Annotated in this window: 12 protein-coding genes and 1 pseudogene; 9 read left to right on the forward strand and 4 right to left on the reverse strand. The window is 53.7% G+C overall.

Annotated features, from left to right (window positions below; all coding sequences use genetic code 11):
* Positions 1-690 precede the first annotated feature (690 nt).
* The 3 genes from PspCFBP13509_RS05505 to PspCFBP13509_RS05515 all read left to right on the forward strand — a co-directional run bounded on the left by PspCFBP13509_RS05505 (position 691) and on the right by PspCFBP13509_RS05515 (position 5269).
* Positions 691-1671 carry an integrase domain-containing protein gene (locus tag PspCFBP13509_RS05505; protein WP_137211667.1) on the forward strand — a complete coding sequence of 327 codons (981 nt, stop codon included), beginning with the start codon at positions 691-693 and terminating at the stop codon, positions 1669-1671.
* The gene (locus PspCFBP13509_RS05510; protein ID WP_137211668.1) at positions 1668-1979 is read left to right on the forward strand and encodes a hypothetical protein; all 312 of its coding nucleotides are present in this window, start codon (positions 1668-1670) and stop codon (positions 1977-1979) included. The genes PspCFBP13509_RS05505 and PspCFBP13509_RS05510 overlap by 4 nt, the downstream gene beginning before the upstream one ends.
* Positions 1980-2122: 143 nt before the next feature.
* The gene (locus PspCFBP13509_RS05515; protein ID WP_137211669.1) at positions 2123-5269 is read left to right on the forward strand and encodes a phosphoribosyltransferase-like protein; all 3147 of its coding nucleotides are present in this window, start codon (positions 2123-2125) and stop codon (positions 5267-5269) included.
* Between the two features lie 286 nt (positions 5270-5555).
* Here PspCFBP13509_RS05515 and PspCFBP13509_RS05520 read toward each other — a convergent pair whose 3' ends face one another.
* Together PspCFBP13509_RS05520 and PspCFBP13509_RS05525 are read right to left on the reverse strand one after the other, a co-directional pair.
* Complete coding sequence (locus tag PspCFBP13509_RS05520; protein ID WP_137211670.1) at positions 5556-5972, reverse strand: hypothetical protein; 417 nt, start codon at positions 5970-5972, stop codon at positions 5556-5558.
* Positions 5973-6029: 57 nt separating this feature from the next.
* Complete coding sequence (locus PspCFBP13509_RS05525; protein WP_137211671.1) at positions 6030-6911, reverse strand: hypothetical protein; 882 nt, start codon at positions 6909-6911, stop codon at positions 6030-6032.
* An 864-nt stretch (positions 6912-7775) separates the two neighbouring features.
* Between PspCFBP13509_RS05525 and PspCFBP13509_RS32090 the strand changes: the two genes are divergently transcribed.
* Positions 7776-8033: a hypothetical protein gene (locus PspCFBP13509_RS32090; protein WP_446730745.1), complete on the forward strand. Its 258-nt coding sequence runs from the start codon at positions 7776-7778 to the stop codon at positions 8031-8033.
* A 109-nt stretch (positions 8034-8142) separates the two neighbouring features.
* On the opposite strand, the gene PspCFBP13509_RS05535 is transcribed toward PspCFBP13509_RS32090, so the two are convergent.
* Together PspCFBP13509_RS05535 and PspCFBP13509_RS05540 are read right to left on the reverse strand one after the other, a co-directional pair.
* Complete coding sequence (locus PspCFBP13509_RS05535) at positions 8143-8403, reverse strand: DUF6429 family protein (RefSeq protein WP_065925781.1); 261 nt, start codon at positions 8401-8403, stop codon at positions 8143-8145.
* Between the two features lie 69 nt (positions 8404-8472).
* A pseudogene (locus tag PspCFBP13509_RS05540) lies at positions 8473-8770 on the reverse strand (IS66 family transposase); the annotation flags it as partial.
* A 103-nt stretch (positions 8771-8873) separates the two neighbouring features.
* Between PspCFBP13509_RS05540 and PspCFBP13509_RS05545 the strand changes: the two are divergent.
* The 5 genes from PspCFBP13509_RS05545 to PspCFBP13509_RS05570 all read left to right on the forward strand — a co-directional run bounded on the left by PspCFBP13509_RS05545 (position 8874) and on the right by PspCFBP13509_RS05570 (position 16045).
* On the forward strand, positions 8874-9380 hold the full coding sequence (locus PspCFBP13509_RS05545; protein WP_137211672.1) for a sigma-70 family RNA polymerase sigma factor: 507 nt from the start codon (positions 8874-8876) through the stop codon (positions 9378-9380).
* Positions 9377-10339: a FecR domain-containing protein gene (locus PspCFBP13509_RS05550; RefSeq protein ID WP_065925784.1), complete on the forward strand. Its 963-nt coding sequence runs from the start codon at positions 9377-9379 to the stop codon at positions 10337-10339. The genes PspCFBP13509_RS05545 and PspCFBP13509_RS05550 overlap by 4 nt, the downstream gene beginning before the upstream one ends.
* A gap of 98 nt (positions 10340-10437) precedes the next feature.
* The gene (locus tag PspCFBP13509_RS05555; protein ID WP_137211673.1) at positions 10438-12861 is read left to right on the forward strand and encodes a TonB-dependent siderophore receptor; all 2424 of its coding nucleotides are present in this window, start codon (positions 10438-10440) and stop codon (positions 12859-12861) included.
* A gap of 565 nt (positions 12862-13426) precedes the next feature.
* Positions 13427-13711, forward strand: a complete 285-nt coding sequence (locus PspCFBP13509_RS05565; RefSeq protein ID WP_074848410.1) for a DUF3077 domain-containing protein — start codon at positions 13427-13429, stop codon at positions 13709-13711.
* Between the two features lie 204 nt (positions 13712-13915).
* The gene (locus tag PspCFBP13509_RS05570; RefSeq protein ID WP_137211675.1) at positions 13916-16045 is read left to right on the forward strand and encodes a M48 family metallopeptidase; all 2130 of its coding nucleotides are present in this window, start codon (positions 13916-13918) and stop codon (positions 16043-16045) included.
* The last annotated feature ends 10 nt before the right edge of the window (positions 16046-16055 follow it).

The following is a 16055-nucleotide window of genomic DNA, read 5'->3' on the forward strand; positions in this document are numbered from 1 at the left end:
GATCGGGCAAAGCGCTGTCGTTGACAGCAACCCAGGTAGCCAGAACCTTTAAGGCTACGCCACACCGTGGTGGTTCTCCCAAAGTGCGATTAGCGTCCGGCGGCTCGCACGGTCACTCACCGAGTGATGGATGCCTACTTCAGATCATTGCCATTGCGGCAAATACATCCCCCTCCCCAGCTGCCCTGCAGCAATCTATCCGCTTGGCCATTTCATTGCGCCAACCTGCGCCCGTCTCTTTCTTCCGGAAAGAGACGGGCGCTCCTACCACTGCTGCAGCCCATCTCGTACAAGGCTTTGCGGCATTTCCCTCGTGACAATCGGCGTGACAAACACCGAAGTCACCAGCAACAGCGATGCAGATGATGGTGCCGCAGCCCACGGAATGGGCTGCACCTGACTGACAGTCAGGCATGCCCCAGTCATCGCATCACTGCCTTCACCCGACTCAGGATCTCGCGGCGTTGGTCTCGTCAGCCAGTGCAGCCTCCACCCGCCCACTTTCTCGGAAGTGTTCAGGAGGCCAGATCATGAGATGCCCAAGCTCCCGGTCGTAAAGAGCCGCCAGTCCCGCGTTAGTGGACAACCCTCACAGGTCGCAGGGGCCTTGATCCCTGATAACACTCAACATTCTTGGCGGGATGACGTGGGGAAGGTTTTAAAAGTTTTGGCTTCGAGAGGAGTTTGATCATGGCATTGGTAGGTAGACGGGATGGGCGCAATTTTGGATGGGGTCGGCAACTGAGCTATGCCGGGCCGCAGGCATTGCGCGATCTATTTGGCGGCGGGCATTACGGCACGGTCAAAGCACACAGTGATCGCTGGCAGGCGTTTGTACGCTGGTGTCGCTCGGAGGATGGGCCGGGGTTTAACGATGCCCGGAAAATTGATCGACAGACCCTGCGGGACTATGCCGAACATCTGCGTCACCACGTTGAACAAGGTGAGCTCGCAATCGCGACTGCGCAAAATCGGTTGTCCAGTTTGAACCGAACCATGGCGGCGCTCCGCGGTGATCAGTATGTGAAGGTCGTGAGTCCGAGCAAGGCGTTGGGAATGCGGCGCACCAGTGTTCGTCGCTCGGTGCCGCAAGGCCAAGACCGCGAACGCGTGAAGCGTGTCGTAGACGTGCTCTGCGGACATCAGCAGTCGCGTGCCGCCGCCATCGTAAAGTTGGCGCGAGCAACCGGCATGCGCTTACGCGAGGCGACTTTGGCCGCCCTTCCTCGACTGCTACGGGAAGCCGAGCAACTCGGGAGGATCAACATCCAGGACGGCACCAAAGGTGGACGCTCGGGAGTCTCGGCCCCTCGATGGATAACGGTGAATGGGCACATCCGCGACGCACTGGCATTCGCCCTTCAAGTTTCGCCTGACGGTAGCCGCAACCTGTTAGCTCCTCACGAAAGCTACCGCGGTTTCCAACTGGGAATCGTCCGTCCTGCACGGAACATCCTCCTTCAGTACAGCCTCAAAGGTTTCCACGAGTTGCGGGCGGCCTATGCATGCGAACGCTATGAGCAAATCACCCAGCATCCTGCGCCCATCAACGGTGGCCGTTGCTACCAGCTTGACCGGCACCTCGATCAGCAGGCCCGAGCAAAAATCAGCTACGAATTGGGACACGGGCGTATCGACGTGGTATCGGCTTACATCGGTGGCCGAACATGAGCACGGAATTCGATATAGAGCTTTTCCTGGCTGGCGTCCTGACCGGGTCGCATACCACGCGCCAGCGTCACCTTCGCCAAGCGAAGGTCATTCAAGCGACGATCTCTAATCGCTGGCGCCGAGATAATCGATGGACCTGGCAGCGAAAACATCTCGTGTGGTTCCTAAATCAGCAAGTGAACCAACGCGCCGAATCGACGCGTTATTACTATCTGCTGACCATGCATTTGCTCACTCTTCGCTTAGGAAAATCCTGGCAGTTCAAATCTTTAGCGCATGTCAGAAATAGGCCCAGGCTGGGTTTATGAAATCTAGTGCAATTCAGAGCGAGCGAACCGTCCTTAGCGCTTTTCGCAGAGCGCTGAAGCATTGCCTCCATATGCATTAACGATCATACTCGTGGCATATAGCTATCAACGCTCATTTCGAGAAACTTCAACAGGGAGTTCGAATGAAACAAGAAAATGGTATTGAAGAACGTTTTATAGCACTTGATGATGATTCGAACGTCGAAACTCTACACTCGCTATTCAAAACCATCTGCATTTTTCTTGAGTTAAATCCAGCCACCCCTCAAGTTTCTCTTCTTGACCAAAACAACAATAACCCTATTAAGAAACATGTAGCCTCTTATCTACTACGAGCACTTAGCGGTCATTCTAAATTATTATGGGATGACAGCTCGACAAGACACAAAGCTATTACTCTCTTTAACGATGTCTTATGCAATCAGATATACAAGATATTAAAAATAGATGAAAAAAACAGCAGCCATGAAATATTCGCAGGGCTGCAGGCCATTCATGCCAATACAATCGGCGAATTTGAGAAAATAAAAGTCTCTATTGTGAGCATGGAGACCGCAATAAATGCCCGCAGAGGCTACATAAAACTTATTAGCAGCCCGCTCACGACGATATTTTCAGAAAGTCAAATATACGATCAGTCGTTAGTATCTAAAGAGCGTATAAATGAATTTTTTAATGCTATAGAGCAATATTCACAAGCTGACAGGGTTAATGCTCTTACCGCTTTTACAAGACTTGAAGAGATATATCGTAGCTATATTAGTGACATACAAAGACATGGATCAAATATTTATGTTTCCGCCATGATTGAAAACATCCTAGAGTCTGCCTTTGTGACAGCTCAAATGGATTTTAATCATAGCGGATTGCAAAAACCTGTAGTTCTTTCTCTGAAGGCATCTGAACGAAAGTACCCTCTTCATGCAATTGGCGAATCCTTTCCAATTAAAGTTTACCTTTATAACTCTGGCCCTGGAGTGGCTTTTGACACCATAATTAACATACTAGAGTCAGATGATGGTCTTGAAGTCGAAAGTGATGAGCTTTCTCTAGGTACTGTAGATGCTGGTCGCCACGAATTTATAATAAAAGCGCACTCCGTAGCCGGAGGTACAAAAATCCCAAAAATCTTAGGCATTTTGTCGTGGGCTGATTATAAAGGAAAGCGAATTGAAGTAGACTTTGAAATTGAGGTTGTTCCTCAAAACGGAACTTTAAACTGGGATGAAATAAAAAGACAACAGCCTTACAGCCTAGAGTCGGTAGATAGCGAAGCTGATCTAGTAGGACGTAAAGACCTTCTTGAGGATATTTCATCAAAACTGTCCCTTCGAAAAGGTGAGTCGTCAATTATTTATGGCCAAAAAAGAGTTGGCAAAACATCACTCGCACGAACCATTCAGCATAAATTTGAAGGAAAAGATAATCACGCCACTGTTTTTATCGAGACTGGCAGCCTGGACAAAACATCTCCAAGCAACTTCATCAACACTCTTGGCAAGAAAATAACTAAAAATTTAAGACGGGTATTTTCTGTCGAAATAGATGACAGTGGATTTGCATCTTCTCTATACCCTCTAGTCTCATACATAGAAGACATAGTGGCCGCAAACAAGAAGGCTCGAATAATAATCATTCTAGATGAATTTGACGAAATCCCGTCACAACTTTATCCATATACAGAAGAAGGTAATTCTTTTTTTCACAACTTAAGAAGTTTAAGTGGCGAAAGTGGTGAGGGCCGCGTCTCCTTGATACTTGTTGGCGGGGAGAACATGAGCGTGATTATGCAAAGCACGGACAAACTTAATAAATTTGACGCCTCAAATGTCGGCTACTTTAACAAGTCCGAATACTGGGAAGACTTTAAAGAACTTGTAACCGCCCCTGTCCGAGGGGTATTGGAGTACAGCGATGAAGCTATACTCAAGCTTTATGAAGTGACAGAGGGCAACCCCTTTTATACAAAATTCGTCGCTAAGACCCTTTACAAAAAAATGTGCGAGCGACGCTGCTCTTTCATATCGATTGACGAAATGGAAGATGCGATTCACGATACAATCGTTAATATGGAGGCTATTAACTTAAACCACTTCTGGAGTGATGGAATAAGAGTTGAGGACACTGAGCGCAGAGACACCATAGAAACCCAGCGACGAAGACTGTTAATAGCATTTGCTGATAAATTACGTGAAAATAGCTCGGTAGAAAAAACCTCTATTGTTAGTGACTTATCTCTTTCTGGAATTCCATCAAAAGAGATACTTGAAAGTTTTATAAGCCGAAATATTATAGTCGAGGAGGAAGGCCTGCTTAGGATAAAACCAAGGCTTTTCGAACGATGGCTTACGGAAAAAGGCGTGTACAACCTGAGAGCTTCGTTCGCGGATGAAGATGCGCAGACTGCATTTAATGAGAAAGAAAGTGCGGCGTATATATCTGAAAGCGAAATTATTACGCTTAGCGATAAGTGGGAGCATTATCGAGGAGCTAAAATTAGCCCGTCGCATATCCGCGCATGGCTAGATCAATTTGAAAACAACATAGAGCGCCGCATGGCATTTAAATTACTTCTTAATTTAGACTTCTATGGTGAATCTAAAATTAGAGAAAAACTGAAAATTGTCCATGACATCGTCAGGCGTGAGGTCGTACACACTATCAAAGCAGGTGAGCGCGTTCGTAAGGATATTTTGGTTAGCGCATTCGGCGCCTTATCCAAGAGCGGGCCGACATACATCAGAATGTATGCTACGGAGAACGGCATTACCGCTCATAGCATAAAAGCCTACAACGAGTTACAAAAAGGTATTCTGGGTGATGAAAATATTAAGGCCCTAGTATTCATCGATGATATGGTCGCATCTGGCGGCACCGTAATTGGTCACTTAGATCAATTAAACCTCGACCTTGGTGAGATTCTGGGCGAAAGAGAAATACTGGTAGTTGTGGGCGTAATTTGCGGAACAGGCGATGGAATTGAGAACTGTCAAAACCATATTGACAATAGTAATTTTCCATTCAAAATTGTACTCCGGGTATGTGATGTTATTGATGGCGGGCATAAGGTATTCGCAGCCGAGTCAAAAATATTTGAGGACCATGAAGTTACTAAAGCTCTTTCAATGGCGAGAAAATATGGTGCCAGGATAAATAATAGGCACCCTCTCGGATACCATGATGGTCAACTGCTAATCGTATTTAAGGATAATTGCCCAAATAATTCGCTACCTATTATTTGGGGTAGTGCGAATGATCCAAAATGGACACCGCTTTTCAAAAGGAACTAGGGTCATATTTATGGATGCGTGCTAGCAATGCAATTTTTAATGTACGCTAAGAAATTACCACTTTTAGCAACGCATAGTGTTTCCACGGCGCTAAGACCTGGCGCCTGAGGTATTTCAAACCCAGCGGTAAAGGCCGCAGCGACGCCAGTGATTACGTAGAGACTGAGACGTCCTCGGCAAAAGGACTTCGCCGACCATCTCCAGTTATCATTGAAGGTGCGGCATACCACTTACTATGGCCTCTGGTTACAGCCTATTGCGCCAGCTTAGGGATAGATTGAGTAAATCATGGGGCTTTAGCATGCGCAACAATCTCTTTTAGTGTTATCCGAGCGACGTAAACGCTAATCGCAAGGGAAAGTTGCCCGATTATGCTAGTAACGAATAACAGCATTCCACTGCCAGTGCTGATACCTGATTTTGCGACCCAAGGAAGTAGGGACATACATGCAAAGACTACCGCGTAAATCAAGCTGACCCATGCATGAACTTTTAATTTCCAATAATCCGGCCACTTAACAAGAAGTTGAATCGTATCCTTATCTTCTTGCAACAACCCTCGTACTTCATTGAATACCCATACAGCCAGCGCCGTTGGTAGAAGCATTAGATACTTAAGGACTTCATCATTAAGCGCCAGTGAGCATGCAAAATCATGGAGTTGCGGAGCTAAATACGTCCACGCCAACCACCCAAGTGCCAAGACTATTGCTTCCACACTTATTAATGCGACACGGAGGCCGTAGAGATATCGCACAGGTCAATGCCTCATATCGCGTTCACTACTGACACGCTCGAAGTGACCGCGAGCGAGGGATGCAAGTATTTCAGGATCTGGCTTTTTATCAAATAAAAAGCTCTTTTGAGACTCTGAAGTTCGTATCACTACGTCGTGCCCGTTTTCGGTGCCCAATGCTTTACCAGAACCATAGCCGTCTGCAGCCATCAACATCGCAGCATCGGTGATGTCTGGCTCTTCAACTGGTTCATAACTGGGGTTCTCAAGAATATGTTCTATCAGCTCAAGTAGCTGAGTTGATAACCCTTTCGGTTTAGAAGTTGTTTCCCGGACCGAGACTTCATCGGCTTGGCGCCGTCTTACATATTTATCTAAACCACCCCAAAGACGACCGAACAGAGGGTTAGGTGGATGGACCTTTGCGGAGAGCTCAGTAATAATGTCTAGTGACTGAAGCTTTTCCAAGAAAGCCCGGTAGTCCGCAACTGGTTCTACTGTGCAACCTACAAAAAAATTATCATATGCAGACTCAATAATTGCCTTGAATCGCCGAGGGAATATGTCTTCTTGAATTCCATTCCAGACATGAAGAAACGCGAGACCCGAGAAATCCGGAAGATAGACAAAGGGGGCACTAGCCTCCAGAAGATAGGGGGCTTGAGCTTGACGCTGCTGTTTAGCAGGCTCATTGACTATCGTTACTTCTCCATTTCTAGAATATTTAGCGAGATTACCAAATATGTAAGGTGTGGGAGAATCACGCCTGTCGATTACATCTGTGATTGTCCATTCAAACTGACCAAGCACCACAACTGGTGCTTGAGCAATAGCATCTAACAGTTTTTCTTGATTTAACTGGCCGAGCTTGATAACTCTCGCTAAATAATAACGACCACGCCGCATACTCGCTCATCCTTAAGTATCGCCTTGAAGCGCTCTAACTATAGCCCCTGTAATCTCGATGGCGAACCAGAAAGTGCAGTAAAACACATAGCAGGTCTACCCCGATACAAAGAGCAGTGTAGCGAGCAACGCTACTATTTTGCCACCACCATGTCCATAGCCTTGGGCCAATTTGCCCGGAGGGGTACCGGAGGCGTCAGGCCGTAGCTAAGGTAACGCAAGTAGCACACCTTTCGACGGTAGGTACCCAATAACTGGGCGTGCCCTTCGCCACTGATGATTTTTTGATCGGGTGCGATTGAGCGTCGACAGACGAGTGCAATAAATTTCCTACCCTCGTGTCCCTACCCCATTCTTTGGGGATAGCTAAATCAAGTAGATGGATAGCATCGAGACTTTGCGGACCCGGGTTCGATTCCACTGAATGCCATAACTAGCTGAATTATTTATAGTTACTCATTGGGGTACGCCAAATTTTCCAGCGAACTCCAGACGCCCGAAAAACCTAGCCCCGCAGAAACATACCGTTCGTCTGGTGCCGCACCATACAAAACAAAGCCCTCACAGAAATGTGAGGGCTTTGTTGTTTCTGGGTTAATACAGCCCAGTCGCTCGCCTGTAAATCCTTCCCCAAACCGACAAACCGCTATTGGTGGCCGACTACCAGCCGAAGCATAACGTCCGCATACCATGTACACAGCGCATACAGAACACGTGTGGAACAACGTTATGGCAGCCTCTCCCGTTCTGTCTTTCGGAGTAAAGCCCGAACTTGTCAGCGAGTTGGATCAACTGGCGCGGGCGACCGACCGAGATCGTCAATCCCCCCCTGCAGCGGGCTTTGAGCCGCTACGTGACCGCTGAGTGCTGGCATTTAAAGCCGTGCAGGAAGACATTGCAGATACTGATGCCGGCAACGCCACTGATTGGGAATTGAGGGAGGCAGCCGTCTTCCACATTCTCAACAGCCTGGGAATGCTGGAGCGTTCCCTCATGCAGGGAAAGCGTCTCCAGTACTCGATTGCCGGGAGCTGGTTATCACTGCGTATCCGTATCGAGCGACCTCTAGTTTGCAAGGTGACCGCGAAGCGCACCACAGCACCACAGCACCAAGCCCCGTAACTCGGGGCTTGGTGCTATTTGGCGTTTGAATGAATATCGGCAACTGCAAGAAAATAAGGCGCACTATGCGATCCATAAACCCGACCGATCGTATGGCCGTGGTATGAAGTCAGGTATCCAAGTCGGATTCATGCTCCACTTGAGTTCTTACCCCAAATAACCGGTCGGCTATCTGCCGGCCTCGCTCCAGCCCTTCAGCCGTCAACCAAATCGATTTGTTCTTGTTCACCGGATTACTGATGAAACCATGTTCATGCAATCGGTTCATGGTCTCGAAGTCGAACCCTTTCCAAGCATTGCCGTTATCAAAACTGAAGGTTGCCAACAGGGCAAGCACGGCTTCTTCAATCAGTTTATCGTCGTATTCCATGATCGTTGCTCCGCTCGTGTTCTTTGAACTCACCGTAAACCCCACCAGCCATCAAGATGAATAGCGCGCTTAACTATGCGTCATCGGCGAGCAGTTCCAGGACAGTAAAGCTTCGTAATCCTCAACCGAAGAAGTCGTCAAGTGCGTGGCGCAGCCACGCATAGGGCTCTTGGCCGTTGGCTTTAGCCGTCTCGACCAAACTGTAAAGTTGAGCGCTGCCCGTCGCGCCTTTGAGCGTGTCGCTGAACAGCCAATTCTTGCGCCCGATCACGAAGGGCCGGATCGCACGCTCGGCGGCGTTGTTGTCGATCGGCAAGTAACCGGCTTCGGTGTAGCGCACCCACTTGCTCCCGTTGTTGCTCAGATATGGACGTAGAATTCCACCCCATCAAACAGGTGTAAACACTGTACAACCATGCGCCCGATCAATACGATGAGAAGCATTATCATTCACGCAGTGCGAGCCTCACATGCAGGATGCCAGCCCAACATCGTCCGTCGAACAGTTGTACGAGAATCATCACGGCTGGCTGCAGGGCTGGCTGAACCGGCGGTTGGGGCACAGTGCCGATGCCGAGGATCTGGCCCACGACACGTTCATCCGTGTGCTGCGCGCCCCTCAGCAGGTGCGCGAGTTGCGCCAGCCCATGGCGTTTCTCGCGGCGATTGCCAATGGACTGCTGGTCAATCGCTGGCGCCGCCAGGAGATCGAGCGGGCTTATCTTGAAGCGTTGGCTGCTCGGCCCGAAGGGGGGGAATCGTCACCCGAGGACCGGTATCTGGTGATCGAAACCTTGTTGCAACTCGACTCGCTGCTGATTGGGCTCTCTGAGCGCATACGGCAGATTTTCTTCATGTCTCAGCTCGACGGCCTGACGTATTCGCAGATCGCTGCGCAGTTGGGTTTGACTGTGGCTCAAGTGCAACGGGCCATGGGCAAGGCATTCAGTGTTTGCTATGCGAGCCGTTTCGAATGAGGGCCGAGATTAATCCGCAGGTGCGCGATATCGCCATTGATTGGCTTGTCAGGACGCAGTCCGGGCTTATGAGTGCGCCTGATCTGGAAGCATTGCGGTGTTGGCGCGAGGCGAGCGATGAGCATGAGCAGGCCTGGCAGCGTGTCGCCAGCTTGCCGCTGTTGCAGCAGCCCGGAGCGAATCTTTTGCGCGATGCCACCGCGCGCAGGGCACTGGCGTCGGCTGGGCCGGACATGCAGAAACGTCGGCAGTTACTCAAGCGCCTGTTGGTCCTTGGTGCGGTTGGCACCGTTGCCTGGCAAGGCGCGGGTTCCACGCCAGTGCGCGCCGCGCTGGCGAGCCACCGCACAGGAACAGGCGAGCGTCACCAGTGGGCCCTGGTTGATGGCAGCTCGCTATGGCTGAACACGGCCAGTGCGGTGAACCTGGATTTTAATGACCAGGTGCGGCGCATACAGATGATAGAGGGCGAGCTGGCCTTGAATGTGCGAGCAGAATCGCGTCCGCTGCAGTTGATCACGCCGGACGCGATCCTGCAGAGCCGCGATGCGCAGTTGCAAGTGCGCCATGACCGGCAGGGCACGCAGGTCACCGTCATGGGCGGCCAGGTGCAGGTGCACTCACGCGGCCAGCCAACGTCCTCTTCACTTGAGGCCGGATGGCAGGCACGGGTGGATCGCCTGGGTATCGGCGTACCGAGCCGCCCCGACCTGCTGGTCGCCCAAGCCTGGCTGCGCGGGATTCTGCCGGCGGATCGCCTGCGCCTGGATGCCTTGGTGGCGGAACTCTCACGTTATCGCCCCGGTGTTTTACGTTGTCATGAGCAGGTCTCAGGGTTACGCCTCACAGGCAGTTTTTCGCTGGATGACACCGATGCAGCCTTGACCCTGGTAGCGCGCACGCTACCGGTGCGAATCGAGCGCATGACGCGGTATTGGGTCTCGATCGTGCCCGCCTGAAATATTTTTTCCGCTGCACGATAGTTTTTTCGTACTCGCTTGGCCTATAGGGATCACCCACCCGCCAGAGGTGGGTCTTGACCCCTTAGGAGCCTCGTATGACTTCACCTTCCCGCGCCCTGCGTGCCCGTACGCTTGGACTGTTGTTGCTCAGCGTGCAACCGCTTTGCAGCCTTCCAGTCTTTGCCGCGGGTAGTTCGCAGCATTACAGCATCGACGCTGGCCCCCTGGATTCTGCGCTGTCACGTTTCGGCGCACAGGCGGGGATTACCATGGCGGGCAGCTCAACGCTGACGGCCGGCAAGAAAACCCAGGGGCTGCAAGGCGATTTCAGTACTGAGGCCGGCCTGGCGCAGCTCTTGCTCGGCTCTGGGCTGACCTATGAGCGCCAGGACGACGGTAGCCTGCTGCTGGTACCGAGCAACGGCGACGTGCTGGAGCTAGCGCCGACCGCCATCAGTGGCACCGCCTACGACACCTCGTTAGGCCGCAACGATGGCCTGGTCGCCAGCCGGACCATGAGTGCCAACAAGACCGATACGTCGATCATGGAAACGCCGCAATCGATCAGCGTGGTCACCCGTAAGCAAATCGATGCCCAGCAGCCACAAAGCATAGGGCAGGTGCTGCGCTACACCGCCGGGGTCAATGGTGAAGCCAACGGTGTCGATACCCGGCGCGACACGATTAGTATTCGTGGCTTTGACGCGACGACTGGCGGTGGTATCTATCGCGATGGCCTGCGCCAGTACAGCTTTGCCAACCAGAGCCGTGCCGTGGGTGAAGTCTATGGGCTGGAGCGCGTGGAAGTGCTGCGCGGGCCATCGTCGGTGCTCTACGGTCAAAGCTCACCGGGCGGCATGGTCAACGTGATCAGCAAGCGTCCCACCGATGAGCCGCTGCATGAACTGGTGGCGCAGGCAGGCAGTTTTGATCGCAAGCAATTGGCTGCGGACTTCGGCGGGCCGCTTAGCGAGGACGGCGTCTTGACTTATCGCCTCACCGGGCTGTGGCGAGACAGCAGTACGCAAATCGACTACGCCCGTGATGACCGTCAATTCATCGCCCCGGCAATCAGTTGGCGCCCCTCGGACGACACCTCGCTGACGGTGCTGGCGTCCTTTCAAAAAGACCGCAATGTGCTGGGCTACTACGCGTTGCCACGGGTCGGCACCCTCGACAGCTCGCGTTACGGACGGATCGCTACGGATCGTTTTGTCGGCGACCCTGACTTCGACAAATATGATGTAGAACAGTGGTCACTGGGGTATCAGTTTGAACATCACCTCAATGATATCTGGACATTCCGCCAGAACGCCCGTTACAGCCGTTCCTACCAGGAACAGCGCACGATTTACCAATACGGCCTGGATGACGACCAGCGCACCGTGGGCCGCTTCGGTTATCTGGGCCACGAAAAGGTGAAGAATGCGCTGCTCGATAACCACTTCCAGGCCCAGTGGAACGCCGGCCGTTTCGAACATACAACGCTGGTCGGTATCGATTTGCAACACGCCAGTACCAACCAGTTGGGGGGTGGCAACGTGGTTGATCCCCTGGATGTGTATGCGCCGGTCTATCACCAGGATTACAGCGACCTGGACGCTTTTTACGACATCAACCAGCGTCGTCAGCTAGACCAGGCGGGGGTGTATCTCTCGGAACAGCTCAAATTCGACGAACATTGGGTCTTCAACCTGGGCGGTCGCCAAGACTGGGCACGCTCGAAAACGGTCCATTACGCCACCGATACGGCGGCAGACCTCAAGCAGCGCGATCACGCCTTCACGTGGCGGACCGGTGTGATGTACCTGGCAGACAACGGCCTGGCGCCCTACGCGAGCTATTCGGAGTCGTTTTTCCCTAACATCACGGCGGTGGCGCGTGACGGCAGTGCCTTCGAACCCGAAACCGGTCGCCAGTACGAAGTCGGGATCAAATTCCAGCCCAGGGGCAGTGACAGCTACGTGACCGTCTCGCTGTTCGACCTGACGCGGCAAAATGTACTGACTGCCGATCCTGCCAACAATCGTTTCTCGGTGGCGACCGGAGAAATCCAGTCGCGCGGTATCGAACTGGAAAGCAAGGCGCAGGTGTCCGATGCGCTGGAGTTGATGGCCAACTACAGCTATTCACACCTTGAAATTACCCGCAGCAATACGGCCGATGAGAAAGGCAATCAACCTGGCAATACCCCTGAACAACTGGCCTCGCTCTGGTCGCAATACACCATTCAGGGCGGCGCGCTATCGGGCTTGGCGATAGGGGGAGGAGTACGCTATGTCGGCAAGAGCTATATCGACTCGCAAAACAGCGAAGGCATTCCCCACTACACGCTGTTTGACGCCAGCCTGAGCTACGACCTGGGCAAGCTGTCTTCATCCTATGCAGGGGCGAAGCTGGCGCTCAATGCGTCCAACCTGACCGACGAAACCTATGTGTCCCAGTGTGGTTACAGCGGCGACAGCTGCAAATACGGGTATCGCCGAAATGTGACCGGGTCGGTGAGTTACAACTGGTAAGCACCCCCTTGGCGACCGGATCGGCACGTAGCGCAATTGCCAGACAAAACCGCTTTAGTACTCGATATTTCAACAGCGTCGTCCGATAGAGGGCGTTGACAGCGGACTGCTTTCGGCAGCCTGCTGCCTGCTGCCACGGCAGCTTTTGGCGGATTCCTGCCTATTCTCTACGGAAGGGATGATCGACAACGTTCGAATTCAGGAGGTTTACCATTCGTTAATGGCATCAACGCCCGGTCGCTACCTTTAAGGAATAACTGAAAAATCAATCGATCTATTTTCCCGATTGCTCCTCACCGCTCACGACGCTAACCTCCCCCCGTCGCTGCCAATTCAGCGATCGGGCCTGAGAACCCGGCAAGATGCAGGCGCACCAAGCGCCCCCAACACCCGATTTTGAAGGCGTTTTTTTTTCGCCTGAAAATTCGTGCAATGGCGGCTGTGCGTGGGAGACCTTCGGGTCTGCCGGGTTCCTGTATCTCCGGTTTCTCAGCCTGCGCACAGCTGCCACCCATTCGCCTGAGAACGAACGTGGTAGCTCTCACTCGATATGGGAGTTTTACCAATGAACGCTCCAAATCCCTCTGCGTTAACCACCCTCGGCGTCACCCCGTTCTCCTTTCACTCCGACCAACCTCTGTTCCGCGTCAACAGCGGTGTTTCCCTGCATGAAGCCTTGCATCACGTTTCCGACTTGCCCCACGTTGCCAAGCTCCTCGCCGAAGATGCAGCGATGACGAAGGAGACGGACCGTCATGCCTGGGCGTCGCATTACTTGCAGGAGATGAGCAAGGCGGTGATTGATGATGGGGTGAAGGTGTTGGAGTCGCCTGGGAATACCGGGCTGTAAGTAGGGCTGTGAAGCGGCCCCAAAACCAGGCGCTTAGTTTTAACAGAAAAATCTCAGTGTCTTTATTGGGGCTGCTGCGCAGCCCGGCGCGGGGCAAGCCCGCTCACCACAGAGTGGTGTGCCCGCATTTGAGAGTGGTGTAGATACCCAGGGGCGTTTTTTTCGGTATAAACCTGAACACCCCTGCGTTGTGAACGGACTCCCATGAACGCTCTCAAACTGATCTGCCTCCTCATCGTTTTCCCGCTGTTGCTGGCCGCCCTCGGTGGCTGGGAGCGTCAGCGTGCTGACGAAACCACCACGGCGCTGGTCGATTACCACATCACGGTGACTACCGCTAAACAGCAACTCCAAGCGCTGGCGGCGAAGGAGCCGACGGCGACGGTCGATCTGGTCGATGAAAAAATCAGCGTGCAAATGGCCCTCTCGCGTCTGGAAAAAATCGAAGCCGAGCTGCCCATTGCCCACCGCGTGAACGGTGCGATGCGGGTCCTGACGCCGTGGGTGATGGGCTTGGGGCTGTTGGCGGCGTTGATTGGTACGGCTGCGTTGGCAGGTACGTACTGGGCCGGGCGGCGGGCACGGCACTCACGGGAGAGGTTATTGCAGGTGTTCTCCCTGGGCAGCCGCCTGTTGCCCTACGTGCTGGTGGGCCATGTGGTGGCGGTGGCGGCGGCCGTCGCGTTGGCGTTGAGTTTCGAAGGCTTGGGGATGTGGCATATCGGCCGGCTGGGCAGTGGCGAAGTCAAGCTGATGGCGGTGCTGGGGGTGATCGCGGCGTTCTGTGTGTATTCGATCTGGCAGTTGCTCAGACAGCTGCGCCCTATGCTGGGGATGTTCAAGCCCGAGCCGCTGGAGATGTTCGGCCAGGTGGTGACGCCCGCGCTGGCTCCAGGGTTGTGGCGCCATGTGGACGAGCTGGCGGGTCGGCTCGGTGCGCTGCCACCGGACCACATCGTGGTGAGCCTGGCCCAGGGCTTTTACGTGACCTCCAGCGCGGCCACTGTGCAACCGGCGAATACTTTGCTGCAGGGGCGCACCTTGCATGTGCCGTTGCTGTATCTGGGCCTGCTGAGCCGTGAAGAAATCAGCGCGGTGATCGGCCATGAGCTGGCGCACTTTGTGGGGCAGGACACGGAATACAGCCTGCGCTTTTTGCCGATCTACGATGGGGTCAATCGCAGCCTGGAGGCGCTGCTGCAAACCCTGCTGGGCAGCGATTTGATCCAAGGCTGGCTGATGCGCCCGTCTTTGCTGTTCGGGGTGTTTTTCATGCAGCGTTTCGATCACGCGGTTAACCACTGGAGCCGTGAGCGCGAATTGCTGGCGGACGCTGCCGGCGCGCAGTTGGTGGGCCCTGAGGCGGCGGCTTCGGCGTTGTTGCGGATGTCGATGTTGCAGCCGCACGTTGAGGATGCACTGTTGGCGTTGTGTGAGGCAGGCACGGCTACAGACCTGCCCGACGCCGTGTTCACGAGCTTGCGTGAGTGTGAACTGCAACCATCAGCCGAAGCCCTGGAGATTCATCAACCCCATCCCACCGACTCCCACCCCTCCAATGGCGAACGCCTGCAGGCGCTGCACGTGCCACTGGACGATACCCTGCGCGGCGCCACCCGCGAGGTGGATAGCGACGTAGCGAATGCGCAGATGGATGCCTATTTCAGCGCACACCAGGCACTGCGCGAGCAGCTGTCTCGCGACGTGATGGACATGGCCGTGTCGGAGAACAGCGCGCACACCCAGCTGCTGGAAACCTTGGCCGCTTCGGCCGAGGGTGAGCGCCGCCTGCATGAAGGCGGCCAGTGGCGCGGGGTGCTGATGGCGGTGTCGGGCCTGCCCTTTGTGCTGGCGGCCCTGTTTATCCTGAGTCGAGTCTGGCTCGCCCCGGAGCGTTTGAAAGGCACGCCGCTGTCGGCAGTCGGCGCGGGCGCGTGCCTGGGTCTTATCGGGCTGGGCCTGCTGTGGCTGGGCATCCGTCGATTCAAGCGCGCGCCGCAGACCGCGTTGCGCCTGACACCGGAGCATTTTGTGTTCAATAACCTGGCGCAACCGCTGCCCATCGAACATATCGAGGAGATCACGTTGCAGTTTGTCCAGGGCATCTGGGTAACCGTCCAACTGACGCCCGAGGCGCCGTTACCCGTAACGCGCAAGACCGCGTTCGGTGTACCCGGCGTGCGGGTCAACAAGAAAAAACGCCAGGTGCTGCTGCTGATGGCACAGCTGTGTATCGACAATAAAAAGATCGAACCCTATGAGGGGTTGTCCTTGATGCTCGACTACAGGAATGCGGCGTTGGCGCGCAAGATTTTGCAGAGCCACGAGGACTGATGCACCCCCA

Origin of the sequence: Pseudomonas sp. CFBP13509, from assembly GCF_005233485.1 — a bacterium.
In the GTDB taxonomy this organism is placed as follows: domain Bacteria; phylum Pseudomonadota; class Gammaproteobacteria; order Pseudomonadales; family Pseudomonadaceae; genus Aquipseudomonas; species Aquipseudomonas marginalis.